Raw genomic sequence first — 24,629 nt, 5'->3', positions numbered from 1 at the left:
TCAGATGGCGGTGTACTCCAGCCAGTCGGTGAGCAGCGCCCTGTCGCCGACCACCTCAAGCCGCTCGTCGTCCAGCGGCAGCCGCCGGTAGTACGCGAGCAGCACCTCGGTGAGCGGGCCGCGCAGCGCGACATCGCCCTTGCCGTGCTCGCGCCGCCAGACGACGCCGTCCGGCTTCCGCTCGATCAGCCACTCGGCGGCCACCTCGGCAGGGGTGTCGGTGGCGTGCAGATGGATCGTCTGACCGTTGCCGCGCAGTTTGGCCAGCTCCGGGCGGAAGGCGATGGCCGCCGGTGAGGTGATGATTTCCAGGAACTCGTCGACGGCGTCGGCGGCCAGTTCCGGCGACGCCTGGTACGGACCGCCGACGGCGATCGAGGCGTCCGCGCGGTGTACCAGGGTCTCGCACGCCATCCGCCGGGCCCAGAAGCCGGACCGCTGGTGCGCGGTCCAGGTCCACACCTTGGTGTCGGCACCCGCCTCTCGCAGCGCCGCCACCAGCAGCTCGGCGCCCTCGCCGAGCCAGTCGCCCAACTCCTCGGCGCTCTCCGGAGCGGAGTGGCTGCGGGACATCACCTGCTGGATGTCGCGCTCGACGACCCGGGTGCGCACCACCTCCTCCGCGAGGCGGTGCGCGCCGCTGAGGTGTTCGACCAGCTTCCGCAGCGTCCACTCAGGACACGTCGGCACGTTGGCGTCCAGATCGGCACCGTGCAGCGTCTGCCGCAGCCGGTCGGTCTCGCCGATGATGTGCGAACAGTAGGTCTCGTGGTCCAGTACGGCCATGCGCCTGCCCCGTTCTCGAAGGTCCGCGGAGTTCTCAAGTGCGGTACCAGCCTATCGACCCGTCAGCAGCAGCCGTCCGAGGGCTCGGTGAAGCCGGCCGGAAGCCTTTCTCCGTCGAAGACCGCGGTGGTGGCCTCGTCCCCGCCGAGCGCGGCCACCGCGAGCAGCAGCGCCCCGGCGGTCCAGGCGGTCTTCTCCTCCGGCCAGACCGCCGAGTCCTGGAAGACGTAGCCGGTCCAGTACATACCGTCCTCGGCGCGCAGATGCTGGATGGACCTGAGGATCTCCACCGCCCGGTCGGACTCCCCCATCGCCCACAGGGCCAGGGCAAGTTCGGCGCTCTCGCCACCGGTCACCCACGGATTGGGCAGTACGCAGCGCACGCCGAGGCCCGGGACCACGAAGTCGTCCCAGCGGGCCTCGATCCGCTCCTTGGCGGCCGGGCCGCGCACCGCGCCGCCCAGGATGGGGTAGTACCAGTCCATCGAGTAGTGGTTCTTGTCCAAGAACCGCTCGGGGTGGTGCTGGATCGCGTGCGCCAGCCGCCCGGTCGCCAACTCCCAGTCGGGCTGCGGGTCTTCGCGTAGTTCGGCCACCGCGAGGGCGCAGCGCAACGCCTGGTAGATGGACGAGCAGCCGGTGAGCAGCGCCTCGTGCGGATGGCTGCCGTCCTCGTCGCGCCGCCACGCGATCTGGCCGCCGGGAAGCTGCAGCGCCAGCACGAACTCGACAGCCGCGAACAGGTTCGGCCATATCTCGTCGAGGAACGCCTCGTCGCCGGTGGTCAGGTAGTGGTGCCAGACGCCCACCGCCAGGTAGGCGCAGAAGTTCGTCTCCCGGCCGCGGTCCGTGGGACTGCCGTCGACGTAGGCGGCGTACCAGGAGCCGTCGGAGTTCTGGTTGTCGGCCAGCCAGCGGTACGCGGCGGCGGCGCTGGTGTGTTCCCCTGCCGCGTCCAGGGCCATGGCGGCCTCGACGTGGTCCCAGGGGTCCAGATGTCCCCCGGTGAACCACGGTATGGAACCGTCCGGCCGTTGGACCGCGAGGATCCCGGCCACCGTCTGCGCAGCCTGTTCGGCGGAGAGCACACCCGGCAGGACCAGGTGCTCGGTGCGCCCAGGGCTCGTCACGCCTGCCCCTCGCGGGGAGCGGTACGGGAGCGGGTCTTGGCGCGGCGGCTTTGGGCACCGCTCACGCCCTCGGCGTCCACCGCGTCCGCTTGGGATCCGGCGGCCGGGACCACACCGTCATCGGTCAACGCACCGCGCGGCGCCTGCGGCTTGGTCGCGTAGGCCACGAAGCTCTTGCCGATCAGCGGGTTGAGCGCCTGTTCGGCGAGCCGGGTGGCCAGCGGCTTCTTCATGATGTCCCAGACCAGCAGCTTGTGGTACGCCTTGACCGGCAGCGCCTGGTCGTTGTCCACGCCGAACGCGCACTTGAGCCACCAGTACGGGCTGTGCAGGCCGTGCGCGTGGTGGGTGCCGTACGGCTTGAGACCGGCCTCGCGCATCTTGTCCAGCAGTTCGTCGCCTCGGTAGATGCGGATGTGTCCGCCCTCCACCTCGTGGTAGGCGTCGGACAGCGCCCAGCAGATCTTCTCCGGCAGCCAGCGCGGCACCGTGACGGCTATCCGGCCGCCGGGGCGCAGCACCCGGACCATCTCGGCGAGCACGCCCTTGTCGTCCGGGATGTGCTCCATGACCTCGGAGATGATCACGACGTCGAAACTGTCGTCGGGGAACGGCAGTTGCAGCGCGTCGCCCTCCATGGCGACGGCCGAGGCGCCGGCCGGTGCCTCTCCGGCCTCCTTCATGGCCGCGAACCACTTGGCGACCTCGCGGATCTCCTCGCCGTTGCGGTCGAGGGCGACGACATCGGCGCCACGCCGATAGCACTCGAAGGCATGGCGTCCCGCGCCGCATCCGAGATCGAGTACCCGGTCGCCAGGGGCGAGCGGGAAGCGGGAGAAGTCGACGGTCAGCACGAGGACTCTGCTTTCACTTGGGGGTACGGGGACTTGCCCCCGAAAAACTCCTGCTTTGGGAGATCGCCGCGCGGTAGCGCTCCACCGTGCCGCGCGCCGCCTGTTCCCAGGTGAACCGGGCGAGCACGCGTTCTCGCCCGGCCGCGCCGAGACGTGCGCGCAGTTGCGCGTCGCCCAGCAGTCTGGCCAGCGCACCGGCCAGCGCGTCCGCGTCGCCGGGCGGTACGGCGAGGCAGGTCTCTCCGTCGGTACCGGCCACCTCGGGGATCGCGCCGCCGGTGGTGGCGACCAGCGGGGTGCCGGTGGCCATCGCCTCGGCGGCGGGTAGCGAGAACCCCTCGTAGAGCGAGGGCACACAGGACACCTGCGCTCCGCGCACCAGGTCGACCAGCTCGGCGTCGCTGATGCCCTTGACGAACTCCACGGCGCCGCCCAGCCCGTGCCGCTCGATGGCGGCGGCCACCGGGCCCTTCTCCGGGCGCTTGCCGACGACGACGAGGTGGGCGTGCTGGTGCTCGCGGCGGACGGTGGCGAGCGCCTCGACGAGGTGGACCAGGCCCTTGAGCGGCACGTCGGCGCTGGAGGTGGTGACGATGCGGCCGGGGATCTCGGGCACGGACGGATCCGGCGAGAACAGCCGGGTGTCGGCGCCGATGGGCACCACATGGATGCGGTCCTCGCCGACCCCGAGGTCGTCGATGATCTCCCGGCGGGAGGAGCCGGAGACGGTGACCACGGACGGCAGCCGCCGGGCGACACGTTTCTGCATCTGGGTGAACCCGTACCAGCGTCTGACCGACAGCCGCCGCTTCCAGGTCTGTGCGGCGGCCAGCTCCAGACGGCGGTCGACGGTGATCGGGTGGTGGATGGTGGTGACCAGCGGAACGCCGATCCGCTCCATGCCCAACAGGCCGTAACCCAGCGTCTGGTTGTCGTGGACGACGTCGAAATCGCCGCGGCGGGCGGCCAGATGACGCCGCGCCCGCAGCGAGAAGGTCAGCGGCTCGGGGAACCCGCCGGTCCACATGGTGCCGACCTCAAGGGCGTCGATCCAGTCGCGCATCTCGTCGCGCTTGGGGGTGCGGAACGGGTCCGGCTGCCGGTAGAGGTCCAGGCTGGGGAGCTCGGTGAGGGTGACGCCCTCGTCGAGTACGGGGTACGGCTGCGCGCCGATGACCTCGACGGTGTGGCCGAGGCGGGCGAGCTCACGGGACAGATGGCGTACGTAGACGCCCTGGCCGCCGCAGAAGGGGTTGCCCTTGTAGGTGAGCAGCGCGATCCGCAGGGTGTCTGGGGCGTGCGGCGCTTCCGTGGAAGGGCGGTGGCGGGTGGCGGGCGGGACCTCGACAGCGGTCCGCGCGAGAGGTGCAAGCGGCGCAGGCCCGACTATCCGAGTGGCCTCAGTCGTCACTCACGGCCCCCTTCTCACTGCAGTTCAGCCGGAGCGTAACCGGTCGCGCTAATCTAGAACAAGTTTCAGACCCACTCGTCCAACGAACCCCGAATCTACCGGCAGCATGTACGACCGCCAGGGGCGGATCAGGTGATTCGCGCCACGGCTCGGCCTGCTGCCATCATGCGCACACCACCCCAGTGCACCGCGCCTCGCGGACGGATTCCACGGAATGGGACAAATGGCCACAGAACCGAAGCCGGCCTCTCCGCCCCTGACCGAACGTCAGGAAGCCCGCCGTCGCCGCATACTGCACGCCAGCGCCCAACTCGCCAGCCGGGGCGGCTTCGACGCCGTACAGATGCGGGAGGTCGCCGAGAACTCCCAGGTGGCACTTGGCACGCTGTACCGCTACTTCCCGTCCAAGGTTCACCTGCTGGTCGCGACCATGCAGGACCAGTTGCAGCAGATGCACGAGACGCTGCGCAAGCGCCCGCCCGCCGCGGAAGCCCCGTCCGCACGGGTCGCCGAGACGCTGATGCGGGCCTTCCGCGCACTGCAGCGCGAGCCCCAGTTGGCCGACGCCATGCTCAGGGCGCTGACCTTCGCCGACCGCTCGGTGAGCCCCGAGGTGGACACCGTCTCACGGCTCACCACCGCGATCATCCTCGACGCGATGCGGCTGCCGGGTCCGGCGACGGCCGAGCAACTCTCGGCGGTACGGGTCATCGAGCACACCTGGCACTCGGCGCTGGTCACCTGGCTGTCGGGGCGGGCGTCCATCGCCCAGGTGAAGATCGACATCGAGATGGTCTGCCGTCTGATCGACCTGACCGGCCGCGCCTGAGCCCGTCCGGCGAGTCTGGGGCAACCGTCTGAAGCCCGGTTTCCTCGACGCGGGAAGCCCGCGCTGAAGCCGCGCGGAGCGCAGCGGGAGCGCTCGCGCGCGCAGCGTGCGCCGGGGGCGCTTCGCCTTGGCCGAATCGCATACCCAAGCCGGCAGCCATGCCCGGTACTAATGGGTGCTGCTTCGGCTGGGGGGCAGAAGTTCGGCCGTGAGGGAGGCGCACACGTTCGACACGGGGGCCCGGCGGGTGTCCCCCGGGGACACACAGTGGCCGGGGGACCAGGCGTTGCCCCCGGACAGCACGGTGACCGGATCCCGGGGCTGCCCCGGAGCTCGGTGACGGGTGTTGCTTCCGGGCGGGTACCGACGCGGGCGTTTGGGAGGGGAATCCGTGATTCGCGTTCTTCTGGTGCACGACACTCACCTGTTCCGGTCGGCGCTCGCCGCACTGCTCAGCCGGGACGGCGATCTGGATGTCACGACGACGAGTTGGTCGGACTTCAGAACCGTGGCCCGCACCTCGTTGCCACAGGTGTGCGTGGTCGACGTGGACTGCCCCGGCTCCGCCGCGCTCACCACGACGGCCGGTACCGCCCGCTCGTGTACCGGGCCCGGCCTGCCGGACCTGTCGGCGTTAGTGGTGCTGGCCACCGCCAGCAAGCCGGGTCTGCTGCGCCGGGCGTCGCAGGCCCGCGCCCGGGGGTACGTCAACAAGGACGGCTCGCCGGAGAGTCTGCTGCGGGCGATCCGGCAGGTCGCTCAGGGGGAACGTTTCGTCGACAGCACGCTCGCCCTGGACTTCCTCCAGGCCGCCGACATCCCACTGACCGGGCGGGAGTTGAGCGTGCTGTCACTCGCCGCCGAGGGCGCCTCGGTGCCCGAGATCGCCCGCCGGCTGCATCTGTGTCACGGCACGGTGCGCAACTACATGGCCGCGATCAACCGCAAGACCGGGGCCCGCAACCGCGTTGACGCCATCCGGATATCGCAGGGCGCGGGCTGGCTGTGACGAGGGCCCGACGGCCTCCCAGTGGCCCACCAGGTCGCGGTAGAGCCCGGAGTGCTCCAGCAGTTCCTCGTGGCGGCCGCACAGCGCCCGCGCACCGTCCATCACCAGCACCCGCTCCGCCCGGCGGGCCGAGCTGATGCGGTGTGCGATCACCACCAGTGTGCCGCCGGGCCGTGCCGCGAAGGCCCGCTCGGCGCGGGCCTCGGCCGCCGCGTCCAGGTGGCAGGTCGCCTCGTCCAGCAGTACGACCCGCGCCGGGGACACATACGCGCGGGCCAGCGCCAGCAACTGCCGCTCGCCCGCGGACAGCGCGGCCGGGTCGACCACCGCGTCCAACCCGCCGATCCGGCCGACGAGTTGGGCCGCCCCCACCGCGTCGGCCGCCCGCCACACCTCGTCGTCCGGCACCGGCTCCGCACACAGATAGCGCAGGTTGTCGCCAACGGTGCCGGAGAAGACGTACGCCTCCTGCGGGATGAGTACCCGCAGCCGGTTCAGTTGCCCGGGTTCCCGCTCGGACACGGGCTCACCGCCTACCCGTACCTCGCCGGAGCGCGGCTTCAGCAGACCGCAGATCAGCCCTGCCAGCGTGGACTTGCCGATGCCGCTCGGGCCCACCACGGCCAGGTGGGACCCCATGGGCAGCACCAGGTCGAGGTCGTGCACGACGGGGCGGCTGGTCTCCCCGTATCCGAAGGTGACCGCGCGCAGTTCCACGGCCGGTGTGGTCGGTTCGCCGCGCACGAGGCTGTCAGCGCGGCCGTCAACGGCCCGCTTCCCGCTCCCCTGCCCGTCGCCGTCTCCCGCCAGGCGCCGCATGACCACCGTCAGGCGCGTCCCGGCGCCGCCGAAGCCCTGCACCAGGCTCTGCAGCGCGGGCAGCAGCGACTGCGTCACATACGTCATCGCGCCCACCAGCGCGCCCGCGGTCACCCCGTGGTCCAGCAGCCAGGGCGCCAGCACCAGCAGCAGCAGGACCGGCAGCCGTCCGCCCACGCCCAGTGCCGCGACGCGCACCATGCCCCAGCGGGCCAGCACCCGGGCCGCCGCGTACTCGGCATCGATGCGCGCCCGCACCCGCCGGCCCGCGTAATCCTCTGCGCCGCACGCGACAACGTCCCGCAGTCCTGCCGCGGTCTGCCCCACCGTCTCGGCGAACGCCTCGTCGGCGGCGAGGAACGCCCGCTGCCCACGTGCCAGCGGGCGCAGCGACAGCGCGAAGACGGCCAGCCCCAGCAGGAGCGGCGGGCCGACGACGAGCAGCAGCGCACCGGAGAGGGAGAGCAGTCCGGCCAGCGCGCCCAACGCCGTGAAGGCGAAGGACCGAGCGACCATCACCAGGCCCGCGAAACTGTCCCTGGCGATCTCCACCTGCTGGGTGAGCCGGGAGACGACCGCGGTGTCCGCCCGGTGCGGATGCGCCACGGCATCCCGCAGGCTGCCCACCACCACCCGTCTGACCAGCGCGTCCCGTAGTGGCTCGGCGAGCCCGGCGACGCCCCGGAAGGACCGGCCGGTGCCGATCGCGCCGACCGCGATGCCGACGGCGCCAGCGGCCAGCCACCACAGGCCCACCGCGGTGCGGTGCGCGAGGAACCCGTCGTCCAGCGCCCGCGCGAAGGCGTACCCGCCGAGGAAGGTCTGCCCGGCCTCCAGCAGCGACCATCCGGTGAGCGCGATCAGCACCCGGACCCGGCGCCGCAGGAACCGCAGCCCCTGGGCGGCGAGTTCAACTCCCGTCATCGGCCGCTCCCTCCGACCGCGAACCGCCGAACACGGCTCGGTATTCGGCCAGTTTCCACAGCCGCCCATGCGGTCCAACCGCCCGTACCCTGCCGTCCTCCAGCCACACGACGAGGTCCGCGCGGGCCGCGGTGGAGGCGCGATGCGCGATCAGCAGCCGGGTGCGGGCGGGCACGTGGTGTGCCAGTGCCTCGCTGATCCGCAGCTCGGTGACCGAGTCGAGGCTTGAGGTGGCGTCGTCCAGGATCAGCAGCCGTCCGCAGTGGGCGAACGCCCGGGCCAGGCCGAGGCGTTGGATCTCGCCACCGGACAGCGGCGCCCGCGCGCGCTCGGTCTGGTAGGCGCCCGGCAGCAGCCGCACGAAGTCGTCGGCGTGCGCCGCCCGGGCCGCCGCCACGCACCGCTCGGGCGCGGGCCGGTCGACGCCGTAGCCGATGGCGTCGGCGATGGTGGTGCCGAACAGTGCCGGGCGTTCGAAGGCGTAGCCGACCTCGCGCCGCAGTTCCTGCCGGGCGATCCGCGGCAGCGGCACACCGTCCAGCAGCACCGTTCCCGCGTCCGGGTCGGTCAACCGCCCGGCCACCGCGGCCAGTACGGACTTGCCCGCGCCGGAGCGGCCCACCACGGCGACCGAGCTGCCGCCCGGGACTCTTAGGTCGAGCCCGTCCAGCACCGGCACGCCACCCCGTACCACGGTCACCCCGCGCAGTTCCAACTCGCCGTCCCCGCCCGGCGGTTTTCGGTCTCCGTACGGCATGGCCGGGACGGCCAGCACCTCCGCGGCCCGCGCGACAGCGGCCCTGGCACTCACCAGGGCGGCCAGGCGGCCGACGAACACGCCGACGCCGGTCGCCAGCACCGCGTACCGCGACGCGGCCAGCAGCTCTCCGACGCTCAGGTGCCCGGTGCCCAGCCGTACGCCGCCGACCGCGAGCACGGCCGTCTGCAGCAGCGGAACGAGGACTGCCGCCTGTCCGGTCGCCCGGCCCTGCACCTGCCACATCCGGTGGCCCTGGCGGCTCAGCTCCGGCAGCGGTTCCAGCACCCGCGCGGCCTCCCATTCGGCGGTACCGGCCGCGGCGATGGTCCGGGCGCCGGTCAGCGCCTCCACCAGCCGTCCGGCCATCGCACCTTGGGCGCGCTGGTAGCGGGCGACGCAGTCGGACGAGGCATGGGCGAAGGTCCGCAGCAGCAGGGCGAGGAGCGGGCCTCCGGCGAGGAAGACGGCGGACAGCCAGGGGTCGATGAGGGTGAGCGCGACCAGCGCGCCGACCGGCGTGATCAGCGTGGCGACCAGCGAGGCGACCGCGGTGGCCGCGGTGCCCGCGGTCGCGGCGTTGCCGGTGCAGCGGGCGACCAGGTCGCCGGGGGTGAACCGGGCGGCGGCGTCCGGCCCGATGCCGAGGATGCGGTGCAGCAGGCGGTCGCGCAGCCATGCCGTGGTCCTGGCGTCGGTGGTGCCGGACAGCAGTGTCTGCGCCGCGTCGAGAGCGACGGACGCGGCGAGCAGCGCCGCGCACAGCAGCGTCCAGCGGGCCGCCTGGGCTGCGGTGCCGTGCCTCAGGAGCAGGTCGAGTGCGCGGCCGAGGGCGGTGGGCAGCAGCAGCGCGGCGGCGGAGCCGGCGGCGCTGGTGAGACACAGGACCGCGGTACGCGGAGCGCTGTGCCGTACGGCGGCCAGCAGCAGCCGGTTGGCGGTACGGGCGGTGTCGGTGCGCACGCTCACGGCCTCCCGGTAGGGGGTGGCCCCGGGACGAGTCGACGCCGTCCCGGGGCCACCAATACCTGACGTATCGTCAGAGGCAGAGCAGAACGCTGGCCGTGCTGTCGCACAGCAGCAGGCTGGCCTCGCTGCCGCCGCCGTGGTTCTCGTGCTCGGGGGTCTCCATCTTCTGCAGGTCAAGCAGTGCCATGGTGATGTCCTTTCCTTCAGAGTCGTCCGCAACATCCGTGGGGACGGGATTCACGAGATATCTCGCTACGGCCCCTGGATCGGGGCCGGCTTGTGGTCCCGCCGCGTCGGCGGCAGGAAGGGGAGCCCGACGGGCTCGGTGTGCAGGGCCGCGCCGAGCGCCAGCAGACAGCCCGCGGTGCCGGTGGCCAGGTCCATGGACAGCCGCATCATCTGCTCGCCGGGGAAGGCGAGTTGACCACGGTAGGCCATCGCGTACCAGTCGAGGCCGGCGATCTGGGCGGTCAGCTGCGCGGCATCGGCCTGCGGCGCCGTGGTGCGGCTGAGGTGCAGCAGCATGCCCGCGCGCCCGCGGAACAGGCCGGGCTGCGCGTAGAAGCGGGAGTGCGCGGCGGGCAGGATGGCGGCCCTGGCCCGTTCGAACTCCGGGTCCGCGCGGTGCGCGAGGTAGTCGTCGAGCACCATGGCGATGCCCACGCTTCCGGCACCGACGTACGGCAGGGTGCGGGGGCCGTCGTCGACCGCCAGCGTGCCGTCCGCCCGCTGCACGCACCGCGCCAGGTCGAGCCGGAGCGCGGCGGCGGCCAGATCGAGCAGCGCCGTCTCGCCGGTGCGCTCGTACAGCCGCAGGAACAGCAGTGCGGGTCCGGTGGCGCCGTACAGCAGTCCGGCGCGACGTGGCACGGTGCGCGAGAGCTCGGTCAGGCGCTGCGCGGCGAGCCGGGAGGCGTTCATGGCCTGCGCGAGCAGCGCCCGCTCGCCGGTGGTGTGTGCGAGGTGGTCGAGGACCAGGCCGACTCCGGCGAGTCCGCCGTACAGCCCGAGGCCGATGCGCTGCCACTGCTCACTGAGCACCCGCCCGGTGAGGTCGAGCGCGGGCCCGGTGTGTCCAAGCCGGTCCAGCACGTAGGCGACGCCCAGCAGCCCGTCGTACAGGCCCGGCGGTGTGCCGTGCGGGGGTGCGGCGGCGTGCCGCAGCAGCCAGTGCTCGCCCTCTTCGTAGCGGTCGGCGCCGGTCTCGGCGAGGGCGTACAGCACACCGGCCGCGCCGTGCGCGAGGCCGAGGCCGCCGCCGTCGTCGAACTGCGCGATGTCGCCGGGGAAGAGCCGGTCCGCGCGGTCCGGGGTCGCGGAGGCGAGGATGGCGGCGGTCATCGACGCGCGGCCGCGCGGCCAGTCGTCCACCGTCACGGGGACGGGGACAGGGCGGGGCGCGGCCGGGGATGGCCGGTCGCGGCCCACGATCTCGGCGACCGCCTCGTCGAGGAACTCCGCCGGCAGGTCGGGGAACTGCTCGGCGGCGGTCCGTGCCAGGTGCGCGGCCTTGTCCCGGTCGACGGCCAGCAGCGTGGTCAACGGGATGAACAGGGCCAGCCGCAGACAGGCCAGTGCGTAGCGGTCGATGTCGAAGCCGGTACGGTCGGCCGGGGCGACGAAGCCGGGGTGCGCGACGACCTGCCGCCGGTGCTCGTCGACATGGGCGGCGGCCTCGAAGTCCAGCAGCGCCACGGACTGTTCGTCCGGGCCGACCATGATGTTGAACATGTGCAGGTCGTTGAAGACCACGCCCCGGCTGTGTACGGCGGCGACCGCCTCCTCGACGGCGCGGTGTACGCGCAGCGCCCAGCGGGTGTAGTCGGCGAGCGCGGCTGGGTCGGGTTGCGCGCCGATCAGCGGATGGCGCTCGGCGAAGAAGGAGTTGAGGGTGCGTCCCGGCAGGAAGTCCATCACCAGGAACTGGTGGTCGCCGAGGGTGAACCAGTCGCGTACTTCTGGCGCGACGCCCAGTCCCGCCACCTGTTCCAGTGCCTTCTTCTCACGCTCCAGACGGGTGACCGCGTCGGCGCCGTCGGCCGCGAGCCCGGCGTGCGGGCGGGCCTCCTTCAGCACTACCTGTTCGCCGGTTCTGCTGTCGGTGCCCAGGTAGACCCCGCCGCCGTTGGAGAAGTGCAGGGCGCTGTCGATGCGGTAGGGCAGGTCGGTGGTGGTGGTCGCGGATCGGGCGGCGAGCTGCGGTTCCAGGAAGGCGGGGAGCGTCACCCACTCCGGGACCTGGAAGACCGGGTCCTTCGGGTCGGGGACGAGCTGCCCCTCGGCGTTCTCGATCGCCGGTACGAGGGTGCCGTTCGGGTCCGGACAGTAGCGGGGCGCGAAGCCTCCGTACCGCACGTACAGCGGACCGTCGTTCCACCGCAGGTCGGTGAGGATGTACGGGCCCGGCTCACCGGCCAGCAGGTCGCCCAACTCGGATAACACGGTGCGGAGTTGGTCCTCGTCGACCGGGTAGATGGTGACGAACTTGCCGCTTGAGCCACGTGCGGCGTACTTGGAGTTGCGCAGGAACAGCTGCGGTCTGCTCGGTATGAACTTGAACGGGATCGCTCTGGGGACGCAGTACTCCCAGACCTTGGCGGCGGTCTTCTCCGCGTTGTCCAGACAGGCGGAGACGTGGATCTTCCATCCCTGCGCAGGGGTTTCGGCGTCCACCGGGCGCAGATGGAGCCAGTCTCCGTGGAAGGAGCTCCGCCAGCCCCGCGGTGCCGGGCGCTGGGCGGGCTCGAAGCGCGCGGCGGTGTCGGTGCTGTCGCTGGCCAGGCGGGCGGTGGTCTCGTAGAAATGTCTGTCGGCGAGACAGAAGACCTCGTACCGCTTGTCCATCACTCCCCCTTGGTCCGCGTGGGGTTGAGATTTCCACGCGAACCAAGGGCCGCGACAGTCACGTCTGTCATGAAGCGGCCGTGAGGAATACACGGGTAACCAACGGTAGGGGGCGATTCGCCTGCGCCCGCGGCGCACCCGGCGGCGGGCTACTCCTCCGGTGGGAAGACCGGCTGCCCGGTCCCGGCGAGGGTGAGAGTGATCGCCTCCACCGGACAGCTCTCGGCCGCCGCCAGCACCGACTCGTCGGCGTCGGTCTCGGCCGCCACCGGATGGGACTGCCGAGCCTCGTCAAGGGCGAATCCGGCGGGCGCCGCGCCCGCGCACAGGCCCGAGCCGATGCACACCGAGCGGTCCACCTCCACGTGCCAGCGCTGCCCCATCGCGCTCACCCCTCCCAGCCGGCCGGAAGGTGGATCATCTTGTGCTCCAGGTACTCCGAGTACCCCTCGGGCCCGAACTCCCGTCCCAGGCCGGAGTCCTTGTAGCCGCCGAACGGGCCCAGCATGTCGAGGCTGAAGGTGTTCACCGAGTACGTACCGGTGCGCACCCGGCGGGCGATGTCGATGCCGTGCGCCACGTCGGAGGTCCATACGCTGCCGGACAGGCCGTAGTCGGAGTCGTTGGCGATGCGTACCGCGTCGTCCTCGTCCGTGTACGGCAGCAGGCAGACGACCGGACCGAAGATCTCCTCGCGGGCGATGCGCATGGTGTTGCCGACCTCGCCGAAGAGGGTCGGCTCGACGTACCAGCCGTGCTGCTGCGACGCCGGACGGCCGCCGCCGGTCAGCACCTTGGCGCCCTCCCGCTGGCCGAGGGCGATGTAGTCGAGGGAGCGCTGCTGCTGGCGTCGCGCGACCAGCGGTCCGACCTGCGTGCCGGGGTCGAGCGGATCACCGACCACGAGCGCGCCGGCCGCGGCCGCGAGGCGCTCGGCGATCTCGTCGTAGTGCTCGCGGGGCGCGAGGATCCGGGTCTGGGCCACACACGCCTGGCCGTTGTTCATCCAGGCGTTGGGAACGATCCCGGCCACGGCGGCCTCCAGATCCGCGTCCGGCAGGATCACGGCCGCCGACTTTCCGCCCAACTCCAGGGTGACGCGGGTGAGATGGCGGGCGGCGACCTCCATCACCCGCTTGCCCGCGGCGACCGACCCGGTGAAGGAGACCTTGTCGACACCGGGGTGCCCGACGAGGTACTCGCTGACCTCGCGGTCGGCCGGGAGCACGGACAGCACCCCTTCGGGCAGTCCCGCCTCGGCCGCGATCCCGGCCAACAGGTAGGCGTCCAGCGGTGATTCAGGGGACGGCTTGAGGATGGCCGTACAGCCGCTGAGCAGCGCCGGGCCGAGCTTGGCGGCGGCCACGAACTGCGGAACGTTCCACGGCACGACGGCGGCGACCACTCCAACGGGCTCACGGCGCACCAGCAGCGGCCCCAGCACACCCGCGCGCCGCTCCTCGTAGCGGAAGTCGCGGGCGACGGTGATCGCCGCGTCCCAGACCATCATCGCGCCGAGCGCCTGCGCGAGCACGCTCCAGGAATACGGGGAGCCGTTCTGCACACTGATGAGGCGGGCCATCTCCTCGTGCCGCGCGGCGATCGCGTCCTTGATCCGGCTGACGACCGCGATCCGCTCGTCAAGCGGGGTACGCGGCCAGGGCCCCTCGTCGAACGCCTTACGGGCGGCGGCGACCGCCCGGTCCACATCACCCCGCGAGGCGTGCGGCACGCGCCCGATGAGCTGTTCGGTGTGCGGGGATATCACGTCGATGGTCGCGGTGCCCAGCGGTGCCACCAACTCGCCGCCGATGAACAGCTGTCCGTGCTCGATGAGGTCGGTCATCGCCTGATGCCTCCAGCGGGTCGGCAATTTCCTGACACTGTTTCAGGACTAGTACCAGTTCTGGTCAAACTAAGCCAGCGATCGACACAAGTGGGCCCCCACCAGCGGTTTTTCCGCCGGTGGGGGCCCTTGCCATGCCGCCTGGGCCGTCTCTGGGCCGTCCTGCCCTTCACCGGCCCCCTGGTGCGTGCCGTCGACCGCTTTCCGGGTGCGGCTCTCGCCGCTGGGCATCAGGTGCGGCTGGAAACGCACGTGACGGGTGCGCAGTCGGCGCACCCGCCATCGTGGCTGACTTTCGGTGGCTCAGGTCAGAACTGTGCCTCCGGGCTGACGTAGGTCACGCGCGCTCGTGCCCCAACGCGCACCGGGTTCCCGAGGGTGAATGCCGGTCAGCATGACGCGGGCGGGATGCTCTGGTCGTACTGGAAGACGTTCTGGGGGTCGTACTTCGCCTTGATCCTGCGCAGCCGGTCGAAGTTGGATCCCCAGTAGGCGGTTTCCCACTCCTGCATTCCGACGTTCGGCACATTGACGTAGGCCCCGTTGCCGTAGGGCAGCAGCGCCTGTGCGAACTCGGCGATCCAGGCCTGGGCTTGCGAGGTGAGCGGGTCGCAGACGCCTGGTTGTGTTCCACGAGTCCCCCAGCCGGCGCCGGGCTCGGAGTAGAAGAGCGCGTTGCGATGCGGGAACGCTGTGCCGCCGCGGGGGCTCCTCCTGACCGCCCCGCCGAAGGCCTGGGTGAAGAAATTGCTGTCATCCGTGGGGGCGTCTTGCATGAACGAGGCGATCACGCTGATCGCCTTCTTCGGGAACGGCTTGTTGGTGAACTGGGAGTTGAACTTCCAGTTCGCAGGTTCGTTCTGGATCGGAGTCTGGAATCCCGCATAAATGTCGCCCCAGTTGCCGACCTGCGCCGATACCTGGGGGCTGTCGATCGACAGGATCGGGGCCAGCATCTGCTTTGCCTCTTCCGGCGTCCCTTCCGCGAGAACCGCGAACAGCACGATCTGCTTTCTGTGGATCTCAAGCTGGGTTCCGAGCCGGTCGTCGGCGAACGGTGCCGTACGCTGCCATGCGTCGAAGATCCCCTCCAGGTCTCCGAGACCGTTCCAGGTCGCTTGCAAATAAGTGACGCTCTTCAGCGGAGCCACTTTGTAGGTGAGTGACGTGACGATCCCGAAATTGCCGTTTCCCGCCCCGCGGAGTGCCCACAGCAGGTCCGAGTTGTCCTTCAGGTCCGCCCTGATCACCTTGGCGCAATCGCTACCCGACGGGACGACGATCTCAGCCCCGACAAGGCGGTCGCAGGCCATGCCAAGCCAGCGGGTGAGGAAGCCGAAGCCGCCGCCGAGCGTCGCACCGGCCAGGCCTACGCTGCCCTCCGTTCCCGTCGTCACCGCGAGGTCCTGCTTCGCGAGCGTGGTCACCGCTTCCAACTGGTTGAGCCCGGAGCCGACTGTCGCGATATGAGAGGCGGTGTCGATGTCGACCGACTTCAACTCGCTGATGTCGATCACGAGGCCGTTGTCCACGTTCGACCAGCCCTCAAGGGCGTGGCGGCCGCTCCGCACCCGCAGCGCGACGTTGTTCTGCCGCGCCCATGTGAGGGCGTTGACCACGTCCTGGGTGTTCTGGGCGAAGACGATGACCAGCGGATAGTGAGAGAAGAGCTGGTCCCAGCCGAGGCGCGCATCCGTGTACCCGGGGTCGTTGGGGCGGACGATGCGGCCGGTCAGCTGCGTCGGCTGGTGATCCACGCTTTTGGGCTCATTGCTCGCCGCACTCGCGCTCGCAGCGCCTACGGCCGTGACGCCCGGGACAACGACCGCACTGGCGCCAGCGGCCGCCGTCGCCTTGAGCAGGCCACGACGGGAAAAATCATTCATGGTCCGTATCCTCTCGACCGGGATACGCCAGTATTCAGCTGAGGCGAATTCTGTTTGCCAGCTGGCGCATTCATTCCTCTGTGGACTATTACTGGGCCCGGAGACTAACAGAAGCGACCGTGGCGGTGTTGCCCGACACGCCAATCGAGGACGATGACGACATGCTGCAGGATGAAATATGCGGGTGGGCATGAATTAGCCCAGCCGAGTGGATCCAGCGGCGCTTGTTATTCGTGTTGTCAGCGGTGGTAGTCATCCTGTCGTGGCTTCGGATACCGCGATGCGTGCGCTGGACTCTGCCACGCCGCCAGAGTGAGTGCGGGTCGCAGCAGTACACTTCGATCCCGGTTTTGACCGTGAAGTCCGCGCTCAGCCACTTCCACACCCGGTCCCAGGCATACTCTTAAGCAGAAACTCGGAAGCGTTTCCATCTTTTTAGCCTGAATCCACCAACTTGACGCCTGTGGATAATATCTCCGAAAGCGAGAAGGTGCCTTTTACCCTGTGGTGACGGAATTTCTCCAGGCTTCCAGCACGCAGGTCTGCAAGGAACGACGTCAGCGCCGGAACAGGCCAAGAACGATCGCAGCTTCCCAGGCTGACAGCGCCGCAGGGGGTCACGTAACGGTCGGGCCGCGTCGTTCGATCGGGACGACGTCTGTCCAGCTCCCGTTGCGCCGACAACGGCACCCGGAACGCCGCGCCGCCACCTCAACAGTGGTTCGCCGGGGGTACGTTGAGGGCTGGAACTAGTACCAGTTCTAGTTATAGTGAGCAATGCGGGTGCGCCCACCCGCCCGCCCGTTCTCGGGGGCTCAGCCACCGAACCCCTGGGGCGCCCAAGTCCCGCCGCAGGCGAAGAAGGGCGCCCCCAACCGGAGAGGGGATCGACGCATGACGCGAGTCACCGCTCACGGCGGCGGAGTGTGGAGCATTCCCGTCCCCATCCCGGACAACCCGCTCGGCCACACCCTCGTCCACGTTCTGGAGACCGACCGCGGCCCGGTGCTGATCGACACCGGCTGGGACGATCCCGGCTCCTGGGACGCACTCGTGAACGGTCTCGCCGAGTGCGGCACCTCCGCGGCCGAGGTGCACGGCGTGCTGATCACCCACCACCACCCCGATCACCACGGGCTGTCCGGTCGGGTGCGCGAGGTGTCCGGAGCATGGCTGGCGATGCATCCGGCGGACACCGCCGTCGTCCAGCGCACCCGTGAGGCCGCACCCCAGCTCTGGCTTGACTACCTGATAGACAAGCTCGCCGCGGCCGGCGCCCCCGACGACCACCTCGCACCGCTGCACACCGCGCGCGCCGCCGGACGCGGACGCGTCCTCCCCGGCACCCGCGCCGCGCTCCCGGACCGGGACATCGTCCCCGGCGAACTCACCGAAGTGCCAGGACGACGGCTGCGTGCGATCTGGACACCGGGCCACACACCGGGCCATGTCTGCCTGCACCTGGAGGAGAGCCGCCGACTGTTCTCCGGCGACCACCTGCTGCCCGGCATCACCCCGCACATCGGCCTCTACGAGGACCCCGAGCAGCAGAACACCGGCGACGGTCCCGCGGCGTTGAACCCGCTCGACCGGGGTGACCCCCTCGGTGACTACCTCGACTCGCTGGAGCGCATCGCCCGCCTGGACCCGGCCGAGGTGCTCCCCGCCCACCAGCACGCCTTCACCGACGCACCCGGCCGGGTACGGGAGCTGCTGGCGCACCACGCGGACCGGCTGGCGGATCTGCGGGCCCTGGTCGCCGCCCGGCCGCTGACCCCCTGGCAGTTGGCCGAGACCATGAAGTGGAACCGGCCGTGGGCGGACCTTCCGTACCGCTCCCGCAACATCGCGGTCTCCGAGGCCGAGGCCCATCTGCGCCATCTCGTCAAACTGGGCCTCGCGGAACCGCTGCCCGGCTCGCGCCCGGTCGCGTACACGGCCGTCTGAACAGGCCTGGCGCGCACCGCGTAAAGTGTCCGCGACAATTCCATCCGCGTACGAACGGGGAAAGCCGGTGCAATTCCGGCACTGACCCGCAACCGTGATTCCGGTGGCGCTACGGCACCGGATCAGTCGGAGCACCCTTTCGTACGCGAGCGGCTCCCGGTGGTGGCGCTCCGTGCGATCACCGGCACCGTCGAGGTATACGGAGCCGGAGCCCGGTGCCGTGCCCGCGCCTGACGCCCGGGCACGCGACGGTGCGCCCGGCTGCCCTCCGCTCACCGAAAGGCAACCGACTCACATGGCCCGCCCGCCACTCGGCCACCGCCCCTCAAGACCGCTGCGCGACCGCCCGGCCACGGCGACACGACGCGCCGCCGCGCTGGCCGCCGTCACACTTCTCGGCGCGGTCGCAGGCCCCACCGCCAGCGCGGCCTCCCCCTCCCCGTCGCCGTCCAACCTGCCCGTCGGGCTCTACGGCACCGCGGACCCCACGTACAACGGGGTGTGGCGGCAGTCGACCGCACTGCTCGCGCTGAGCTCGGTCAAGGTCGCCCCGGCAAGGGAGGCGGTGGACTGGCTGGTCGGGCAGCAGTGCGCCGACGGCGGCTTCACCACCTACCGCGCCAATCCCGACAAGGCCTGCGCGCCGAAGACCGAGGACACCAACTCGGTGGCCGTCGCCGTCCAGGCGCTGGCGGCCGTCGGCGGGCACGGGACCACCGTGAGCAAGGCCGTGCACTGGCTGAAGTCGGTGCAGAACAGCGACGGCGGCTGGGGCTACCAGCCGTACACGCCGAGCGACGCCAACTCCACGGCCGTGGCGATCGGCGCACTGGCCGCTCCCGGCGAGGACGTGGCGAGCGTGACGAGGGGCGGCAAGTCGCCCTACGACGCCCTGCTTTCGCTCCAGCTCGGCTGCGGAACCAAGGGTGTGCAGGACGCACAGCGCGGGGCGTTCGCCTATCAACCGGACAAGTCCGGCACGCTCACCGCCAACGACAAGGCGACCGCGGACGCCGCCTTCGCGGCGCTCGGCAAGGGATATGTGATCGGCGCGCCCGCGAAGAACACCGACCCGAAGGCGTTTGACTGCTCGGCGACGCAGAAGGCGAACGATCCGACCACGGCCGCCGCCGCGGCCTCCGCATACCTCGCCGCCACGCTCTCCGCTGGCGGCGACCATCTGACCACCGCCCAGCCCGGCTCGTCGCAGAAGACCCCGGACTACGGGACCACAGCCGACGCGGTACTGGCCCTGGCCGCGGGCGGTCACGCGGATGCGGCGAAGAAGCCGTACCAGTGGCTGACGAAGAACGCCGGCGGCTGGGCCAAGGGCGACCCGGCCGCGCTGGGTTCACTCATCCTGGCGTCCGGCGCGGCCGGTGCCAACCCGCATGACTTCGCGGGCGCCGACCTGGTCCAGCAACTGGTCAACACCGGTCCGCGCCCGGACGAGACCGCGACACCGTCACCGTCCGCCGACCACAAGGACGACGGCGGCGGTATGTCGGTGTGGTGGATCGTCGGCGCCGGACTGATCGCGGGCATCGGCATCGGCTGGGCGTTCAGCATGCGCAACAAGAAGCGGGTCTGATGACGGCGTACGCCCTACGGCGGGCGGTGGCCGGATCGTCCGGCTCCGGCTCACCGCAGTCCCGTGCGTGGGCGCTGCTCGCCGTGCCGTTGCTCGCGGCGACGGTCCTGCTCACCGCGGGCCCGGCGCAGGCGGATGGCTACCGGTACTGGTCGTTCTGGGGGCGCGACGGGAGCGAGTGGACCTATGCGCAGACCGGGCCCGCGACGACCAAGCCGTCCGACGGCGATATCGAGGGCTGGCGGTTCGCGGTCAGCGCGGACTCGGCGAGCGCGGCGAAGCCGCGTGGCGACGCGGAGTTCAGCAGGATCTGCGCCAACACCGAGACCAAGGACGGCATGAAGCGCATCGCGCTGGTACTGGACTTCGGTACCCAGGGTGACGCTCCGAGCGGCGGCACCCCGCCGCCCGCGCACACCGCGTGCGCACAGGTCCCGCAGGATGCCAGCGCCGCCGACGCGCTGGCCGCGGTGGCCAAGCCGCTGCGCTACAACTCGGCGGGAATGGTGTGCGCCATCGCCGGCTACCCGCAGTCGGGTTGCGGCGAGCAGGTCACCTCCGGCGGGAACTCCCGGCGCACACCAGCGCCTTCCGCTTCCGCCCAGCCGAGTGAGTCGGGCAACGGCCCGTCGCTCGGCGTGTTCGCGGGCATCGCCGCGGTCGTCGTACTGGGCGCGGCAGCGCTTTGGCAGACCCGCAGGCGGCGATCGCGGTGATGAGGTTTCCGGTGGGCGCTCGGTGACAGCTCGGGCGCGCGAGCGGGGCGGCCTGCGCGGCCGGATCCGGCAACCGGCGGCCAGCCGCTCCAACGCGCTGCACGCGGGCGCGTGGTGGCTTTGGGCGCTGGGGCTGGCGACGGCCGCGTCGCGGACCAGCAATCCGCTGCTGCTACTGCTGCTGGTCGCGGTGGCGGGCTATGTGGTGGCGGCCCGCCGGACCGAGGCGCCGTGGGCGCGCTCTTACGGTGCGTTCCTCAAGCTCGGGCTGCTGGTGCTGGCCCTCCGGCTGGTCTTCGCGGTGCTGCTCGGCTCGCCGATCCCGGGCACCCATGTGCTGTTCCGGCTGCCTGAACTCCCGTTGCCGCACTGGGCGCAGGGCGTGCGGCTCGGCGGGCCGGTCGGGGCCGAGGGAGTGGTGTTCGCCCTGTGCGACGGGTTGAAGCTGGCCGCACTGCTCGTCTGCGTGGGTGCGGCGAATGCGCTGGCCAACCCGGCCCGGCTGCTCAAGTCGCTGCCCGGAGCGCTCTACGAGGCCGGGGTGGCGGTGGTCGTGGCGATGACGTTCGCACCGAATCTGGTCGCCGATGTACAGCGGCTGCGTACCGCGCGGCGGATGCGCGGCCGCAGTGACCGGGGCGTGCGCGCCCTGATCCAGGTCGGACTGCCGGTGCTGGAGGGCGCGTTGGAGCGGTCGGTGGCGTTGGCGGCCGCGATGGACGCGCGCGGCTACGGCCGTACCGCCGAAGTCCCGCCGGGCGTACGGCGGTTGACCGCCGCGCTCACGCTCGGCGGGTTGCTCGGGGTGTGCGCGGGGACGTACGGGCTGCTGGCGGCCGAGGGCGCGGGCTTCGGCCTGCCGGTGCTCGCGTTGGGGCTCGCGGCGGCGCTCGCCGGGCTGTGGCTGGGCGGCAGGCGCAGCGTACGCACCCGCTACCGGCCGGACCGGTGGGGGGTGCGGGCCTGGCTGGTCGCCGGTTCGGGGGTCGCGGTCGCGGCGCTGATGATCCATGCGGCGGTCAGCGACCCTGGTGCGCTGACGCCGCCCGCCGTACCGCTGCGCGCGCCGACGCTGCCGCTGTGGCCGGCGGTGTCGGTGCTGCTCGGCCTGCTGCCCGCGTTCGCGGCACCGGCACCCACCCCAGCACCAGCACCGGGCCCAGCCCCGGCGCCCCACCGGAGTGCCCCGCGGAACTCGAAGGGAGCCGAGCGGTGATCCGCTTCGACAACGTCTCCGTCACCTACCCGGGCGCGGCCGCACCCGCCCTGCGCGGTGTCGACCTGACCGTCCCCGAGGGCGAGCTGTGCCTGCTGGTCGGCCCGTCCGGTGTCGGCAAGTCGACTCTGCTGGGCGCGGTCAGCGGTCTCGTACCGCACTTCACCGGCGGGACACTGCACGGCCGCGTCACCGTGGCGGGCCGCCACACCCACGTCCACAAGCCGCGTGAACTCGCCGATGTCGTCGGCACGGTGGGCCAGGACCCGCTGGCGCACTTCGTCACCGACACTGTCGAGGACGAACTCGCCTACGGCATGGAGTCGTTGGGCGTCCCGTCCGATGTGATGCGGCGGCGAGTAGAGGAGACACTCGACCTGCTGGGCCTGGCGGAGCTGCGGGACCGGCCGATCGCCACGCTCTCCGGCGGCCAGCGGCAGCGCGTCGCGATCGGCTCGGTGCTCACCGTCCACCCCAAGGTGCTGGTCCTCGACGAACCCACCTCGGCCCTCGACCCGGGCGCCGCCGAGGAGGTGCTCGCCGTACTGCAACGCCTGGTCCACGACCTGGGTACGACGGTCCTGCTCGCCGAGCACCGCCTGGAGCGGGTGGTGCAGTACGCGGACCAGGTCATCCTGCTGCCCGAACCCGGCGCGCCGCCGGTGGTCGGCGACCCCGCCGCGATCATGGCGGCCTCCCCGGTCTTCCCACCGGTCGTCGGCCTCGGCAAGCTGGCGGGCTGGTCACCGCTGCCGCTGTCGGTACGGGACGCCCGGCGTGCGGCGCGCCCGTTGCGCGAGCGGCTGGCGGACAGGAGGCCGACGCCCGCGCTCCCGCCGCAGAAGACCGCCGCGATCGCCGAGGCATCGGGGCTGTCGGTCCGACGAGGCCGTATCGAGGCGCTGCGCGCGGTGGACCTGACCGTCCGCCCTGGCGAGACGCTCGCGCTGATGGGCCGCAACGGGGCGGGTAAGTCAACCCTGTTGGGCACGCTCACCGGTCTGCACGAGCCCGCCTCCGGCACCGTACGGGTCGGCGGGCTGCTCCCGCACCGGACGCCGCCGCGCGAACTGGTGCGCTGCGTGGGCCTGGTACCGCAGGAGCCGCGCGATCTGCTGTACGCGGACACGGTCGCGGCCGAGTGCGCGGCGGCCGACGAGGACGCGGGCGCCGCGCCGGGCAGCTGCCGGGCACTGGTCGCGGAGCTGCTGCCGGGCGTACCGGACGATACCCATCCGAGTGATCTGTCCGAGGGCCAGCGGCTGACGCTGGCGCTGGCCGTCGTCCTGGCCGCCCGGCCGCCGCTCCTGCTGCTCGACGAGCCGACCCGCGGCCTGGACTACGCGGCCAAGTCCCGGCTGGTCGCGCATCTGCGCGCGCTCGCGGCGGACGGCCATGCGATCGTGCTGGCCACGCATGACGTGGAGTTGGCGGCGGAGCTCGCGCACCGGGTGGTCATCCTCGCCGACGGTGAGATCGTCGCCGACGGCCGCACGGCGGAGGTGGTCGTCTCCTCGCCCGCCTTCGCCCCGCAGGTGGCGAAGATCCTCCAGCCGGGCCCGTGGCTGACGGTCCCGCAGGTCGCGACGGCGCTCGGGGAAGGGGCAAGGGCATGAGGGGCGCCGAGCGCACCGGACCCGTGCCCCCGCCGGAGTCGGCAACCCGCCCGGTGCGGCCGATTCGGCTCGGTCCACGGTCGACGGCCGCCCTCGCTCTCCTCTCGGCGATCGGCCTGGCCGCCTTCGGCTGGCCGCTGCTGGCCGACCCCGGCTCCGGGCTGGCGCACAGCGCCGACGCGCCGTGGCTGTTCGCCGGGCTGCTGCCGTTGCTGCTGGCGGTGGTCGTCGCGACGATCGCCGACACCGGCCTGGACGCCAAGGCGATAGCGATGCTCGGCGTACTCGCGGCGGCGGGCGCGGCGCTGCGCCCACTGGGTGCGGGAACGGCGGGCATCGAGCCGATGTTCTTCCTGATCGTGCTGGCGGGCCGGGTCCTCGGCCCCGGCTTCGGCTTCGTGCTCGGCGCGCTCGCGATGTTCGCCTCCGCGCTGCTGACCGGCGGGGTCGGCCCGTGGATGCCGTTCCAGATGCTCAGCATGGGCTGGGTCGGCATGGGCTCGGGTCTGCTGCCCGAACGGCCCCGTGGCCGGGCCGAGTTGACGATGCTGGCGGGGTACGGGGTCGTCTCCTCCGTTCTCTACGGCACGATCATGAACCTCCAGGGCTGGCCGTACATCGGCGGCCTGTCCTCGGGGATCGGCTACGTCCCCGGTGCGCCGCTGCCGGAGAACCTCGCCCACTTCACCGCGTACTGCCTGGCGACGTCACTCGGCTGGGACCTCCCGCGCGCCGCCGTCACCGCCGTACTCACCCTGGCCCTGGGCTCCCCCATCCTCAAGGCCCTGCGCCGGGCCACCCGCCGCGCGGCGTTCGCGGCGCCGGTGGCGTTCTCCGAGGTGGACCGGCCGACGCTATGATCCCTCGTCGTTCGATTCGAGCAGGGGGAATCCCATGTCCACGCCTGGCACATCCGCGCGGGAGCGCGCCGCCGGAAGCCAGTTGGCGCCCGGAGAGCGGCTGCTCTCCCACGCTCTCGTCGTTCCGGTGAAGAACGCCCGCGGCGTGAGCGTGAATGTCGGGGGCATGATCGGCAACGCCATCATGCGGAACGTAGGCGCCCAAGGCGGCGGCCACGGCAGCATCGCCGCCTCCTGCCCGGACGTCTCACGCGGTCTCGTGCTACGGGTCACCGACCAACGCGTGGGCCTGGTGAACAGCCTGGACGGCACCCCGATATGGGAGGTTCCCCGGAACTGGGTCGCCCGCGTGGAACGCCGACCCCGCCTCCAGCTCATGGCCCGCTTCCGGGTCCACTACGCGGACGGCTCCTGGCTGGCGTTCATGACGTTCCGCCGCCGCAACATCGAGGCGTTCCGGGCCGTACTCGGCGAGTGAGGGTTCGCTCCCGCTGGGGTTCGGCGTTTTTCCCACCCGCCCGCCCGATTACCGTCGGCCTTTCGCTTGCCGTTGCGCTCTGCTGTCTTTGGGTCGGGGCGCGCCGGGGTGTCTCCTCTCTCCGCCCGCGTTGTCGACTGC

Annotated in this window: 19 protein-coding genes and 1 pseudogene; 9 read left to right on the top strand and 11 right to left on the bottom strand. The window is 71.5% G+C overall.

What is annotated here, in order from left to right:
- From P2L57_RS18410 to P2L57_RS18395, 4 genes are all read right to left on the bottom strand, one after another.
- Entirely contained in the window at positions 1-786 is a 786-nt protein-coding gene (locus P2L57_RS18410) for a maleylpyruvate isomerase family mycothiol-dependent enzyme (protein ID WP_275815821.1), read from the bottom strand.
- Between the two features lie 62 nt (positions 787-848).
- Entirely contained in the window at positions 849-1,916 is a 1,068-nt protein-coding gene (locus tag P2L57_RS18405; RefSeq protein ID WP_275815819.1) for a prenyltransferase, read from the bottom strand.
- Positions 1,913-2,770 carry a class I SAM-dependent methyltransferase gene (locus tag P2L57_RS18400; RefSeq protein ID WP_275815817.1) on the bottom strand — a complete coding sequence of 286 codons (858 nt, stop codon included), beginning with the start codon at positions 2,768-2,770 and terminating at the stop codon, positions 1,913-1,915. The genes P2L57_RS18405 and P2L57_RS18400 overlap by 4 nt, the downstream gene beginning before the upstream one ends.
- A 13-nt stretch (positions 2,771-2,783) precedes the next feature.
- Positions 2,784-4,181: a glycosyltransferase family 4 protein gene (locus P2L57_RS18395; RefSeq protein WP_372515756.1), complete on the bottom strand. Its 1,398-nt coding sequence runs from the start codon at positions 4,179-4,181 to the stop codon at positions 2,784-2,786.
- A gap of 223 nt (positions 4,182-4,404) precedes the next feature.
- On the opposite strand from P2L57_RS18395, the gene P2L57_RS18390 reads away from it, so the two are divergent.
- Positions 4,405-5,010 carry a TetR family transcriptional regulator gene (locus tag P2L57_RS18390; RefSeq protein WP_275815815.1) on the top strand — a complete coding sequence of 202 codons (606 nt, stop codon included), beginning with the start codon at positions 4,405-4,407 and terminating at the stop codon, positions 5,008-5,010.
- A 391-nt stretch (positions 5,011-5,401) separates the two neighbouring features.
- Positions 5,402-6,019, top strand: coding sequence for a LuxR C-terminal-related transcriptional regulator (locus P2L57_RS18385; RefSeq protein ID WP_275815813.1), 618 nt, complete (start codon positions 5,402-5,404; stop codon positions 6,017-6,019).
- Positions 6,020-6,256: 237 nt separating this feature from the next.
- Here the strand turns inward: P2L57_RS18385 and P2L57_RS18380 are convergent.
- The 7 genes and pseudogenes from P2L57_RS18380 to P2L57_RS18350 all read right to left on the bottom strand — a co-directional run.
- A pseudogene (locus tag P2L57_RS18380) lies at positions 6,257-6,838 on the bottom strand (ATP-binding cassette domain-containing protein); the annotation flags it as partial.
- Positions 6,839-7,748: 910 nt separating this feature from the next.
- Complete coding sequence (locus tag P2L57_RS18375) at positions 7,749-9,482, bottom strand: ABC transporter ATP-binding protein (RefSeq protein WP_372515772.1); 1,734 nt, start codon at positions 9,480-9,482, stop codon at positions 7,749-7,751.
- Between the two features lie 76 nt (positions 9,483-9,558).
- The gene (locus tag P2L57_RS18370; RefSeq protein ID WP_275815809.1) at positions 9,559-9,675 is read right to left on the bottom strand and encodes a SapB/AmfS family lanthipeptide; all 117 of its coding nucleotides are present in this window, start codon (positions 9,673-9,675) and stop codon (positions 9,559-9,561) included.
- A 65-nt stretch (positions 9,676-9,740) separates the two neighbouring features.
- On the bottom strand, positions 9,741-12,332 hold the full coding sequence (gene lanKC / locus P2L57_RS18365) for a class III lanthionine synthetase LanKC (RefSeq protein ID WP_275815807.1): 2,592 nt from the start codon (positions 12,330-12,332) through the stop codon (positions 9,741-9,743).
- A gap of 149 nt (positions 12,333-12,481) precedes the next feature.
- Positions 12,482-12,715, bottom strand: a complete 234-nt coding sequence (locus P2L57_RS18360) for a ferredoxin (protein WP_275815805.1) — start codon at positions 12,713-12,715, stop codon at positions 12,482-12,484.
- A 5-nt stretch (positions 12,716-12,720) separates the two neighbouring features.
- The gene (locus P2L57_RS18355; protein WP_275815802.1) at positions 12,721-14,178 is read right to left on the bottom strand and encodes an aldehyde dehydrogenase; all 1,458 of its coding nucleotides are present in this window, start codon (positions 14,176-14,178) and stop codon (positions 12,721-12,723) included.
- A 389-nt stretch (positions 14,179-14,567) separates the two neighbouring features.
- Positions 14,568-16,064, bottom strand: coding sequence for an FAD-binding oxidoreductase (locus tag P2L57_RS18350; RefSeq protein ID WP_275815800.1), 1,497 nt, complete (start codon positions 16,062-16,064; stop codon positions 14,568-14,570).
- Between the two features lie 894 nt (positions 16,065-16,958).
- On the opposite strand from P2L57_RS18350, the gene P2L57_RS18345 reads away from it, so the two are divergent.
- The 7 genes from P2L57_RS18345 (at position 16,959) to P2L57_RS18315 (ending at position 24,488) form a co-directional block, all read left to right on the top strand.
- Positions 16,959-18,011, top strand: a complete 1,053-nt coding sequence (locus P2L57_RS18345; protein ID WP_275815798.1) for a Strvi_7410 family MBL fold metallo-hydrolase — start codon at positions 16,959-16,961, stop codon at positions 18,009-18,011.
- A 295-nt stretch (positions 18,012-18,306) separates the two neighbouring features.
- The gene (locus P2L57_RS18340) at positions 18,307-19,602 is read left to right on the top strand and encodes an SCO2321 family membrane protein (RefSeq protein ID WP_275815796.1); all 1,296 of its coding nucleotides are present in this window, start codon (positions 18,307-18,309) and stop codon (positions 19,600-19,602) included.
- Positions 19,602-20,318: an SCO2322 family protein gene (locus P2L57_RS18335; protein ID WP_275815794.1), complete on the top strand. Its 717-nt coding sequence runs from the start codon at positions 19,602-19,604 to the stop codon at positions 20,316-20,318. Before P2L57_RS18340 ends, P2L57_RS18335 begins: the two co-directional genes overlap by 1 nt.
- Before the next feature lie 22 nt (positions 20,319-20,340).
- Positions 20,341-21,534 (top strand): energy-coupling factor transporter transmembrane component T, encoded by a 1,194-nt coding sequence (locus tag P2L57_RS18330; protein ID WP_372515752.1) that lies wholly within the window; start codon positions 20,341-20,343, stop codon positions 21,532-21,534.
- Positions 21,531-23,150, top strand: a complete 1,620-nt coding sequence (locus tag P2L57_RS18325; protein ID WP_275815792.1) for an ABC transporter ATP-binding protein — start codon at positions 21,531-21,533, stop codon at positions 23,148-23,150. The genes P2L57_RS18330 and P2L57_RS18325 overlap by 4 nt, the downstream gene beginning before the upstream one ends.
- Positions 23,147-24,010 carry an ECF transporter S component gene (locus tag P2L57_RS18320; protein WP_275815790.1) on the top strand — a complete coding sequence of 288 codons (864 nt, stop codon included), beginning with the start codon at positions 23,147-23,149 and terminating at the stop codon, positions 24,008-24,010. Before P2L57_RS18325 ends, P2L57_RS18320 begins: the two co-directional genes overlap by 4 nt.
- A gap of 34 nt (positions 24,011-24,044) precedes the next feature.
- Positions 24,045-24,488 (top strand): hypothetical protein, encoded by a 444-nt coding sequence (locus P2L57_RS18315; RefSeq protein WP_275815788.1) that lies wholly within the window; start codon positions 24,045-24,047, stop codon positions 24,486-24,488.
- Positions 24,489-24,629 lie beyond the last annotated feature (141 nt).

Origin of the sequence: Streptantibioticus ferralitis (genome assembly GCF_029223525.1) — a bacterium.
Lineage (GTDB): Bacteria > Actinomycetota > Actinomycetes > Streptomycetales > Streptomycetaceae > Streptantibioticus_A > Streptantibioticus_A ferralitis.
Note: the sequence above shows the minus strand (reverse complement) of the source record. Positions and strands in the feature narration are given on the sequence as shown.

Excerpts from the sequence above, each read along its gene's own strand:
- P2L57_RS18370 (WP_275815809.1), bottom strand. The coding sequence starts at position 9,675 with ATGGCACTGCTTGACCTGCAGAAGATGGAGACCCCCGAGCACGAGAAC.
- P2L57_RS18335 (WP_275815794.1), top strand. The coding sequence starts at position 19,602 with ATGACGGCGTACGCCCTACGGCGGGCGGTGGCCGGATCGTCCGGCTCC.
- P2L57_RS18410 (WP_275815821.1), bottom strand. The coding sequence starts at position 786 with ATGGCCGTACTGGACCACGAGACCTACTGTTCGCACATCATCGGCGAG.
- P2L57_RS18320 (WP_275815790.1), top strand. The coding sequence starts at position 23,147 with ATGAGGGGCGCCGAGCGCACCGGACCCGTGCCCCCGCCGGAGTCGGCA.
- P2L57_RS18390 (WP_275815815.1), top strand. The coding sequence starts at position 4,405 with ATGGCCACAGAACCGAAGCCGGCCTCTCCGCCCCTGACCGAACGTCAG.
- P2L57_RS18360 (WP_275815805.1), bottom strand. The coding sequence starts at position 12,715 with ATGGGGCAGCGCTGGCACGTGGAGGTGGACCGCTCGGTGTGCATCGGC.
- P2L57_RS18315 (WP_275815788.1), top strand. The coding sequence starts at position 24,045 with ATGTCCACGCCTGGCACATCCGCGCGGGAGCGCGCCGCCGGAAGCCAG.
- P2L57_RS18340 (WP_275815796.1), top strand. The coding sequence starts at position 18,307 with ATGGCCCGCCCGCCACTCGGCCACCGCCCCTCAAGACCGCTGCGCGAC.
- P2L57_RS18350 (WP_275815800.1), bottom strand. The coding sequence starts at position 16,064 with ATGAATGATTTTTCCCGTCGTGGCCTGCTCAAGGCGACGGCGGCCGCT.
- P2L57_RS18345 (WP_275815798.1), top strand. The coding sequence starts at position 16,959 with ATGACGCGAGTCACCGCTCACGGCGGCGGAGTGTGGAGCATTCCCGTC.
- lanKC (WP_275815807.1), bottom strand. The coding sequence starts at position 12,332 with ATGGACAAGCGGTACGAGGTCTTCTGTCTCGCCGACAGACATTTCTAC.
- P2L57_RS18355 (WP_275815802.1), bottom strand. The coding sequence starts at position 14,178 with ATGACCGACCTCATCGAGCACGGACAGCTGTTCATCGGCGGCGAGTTG.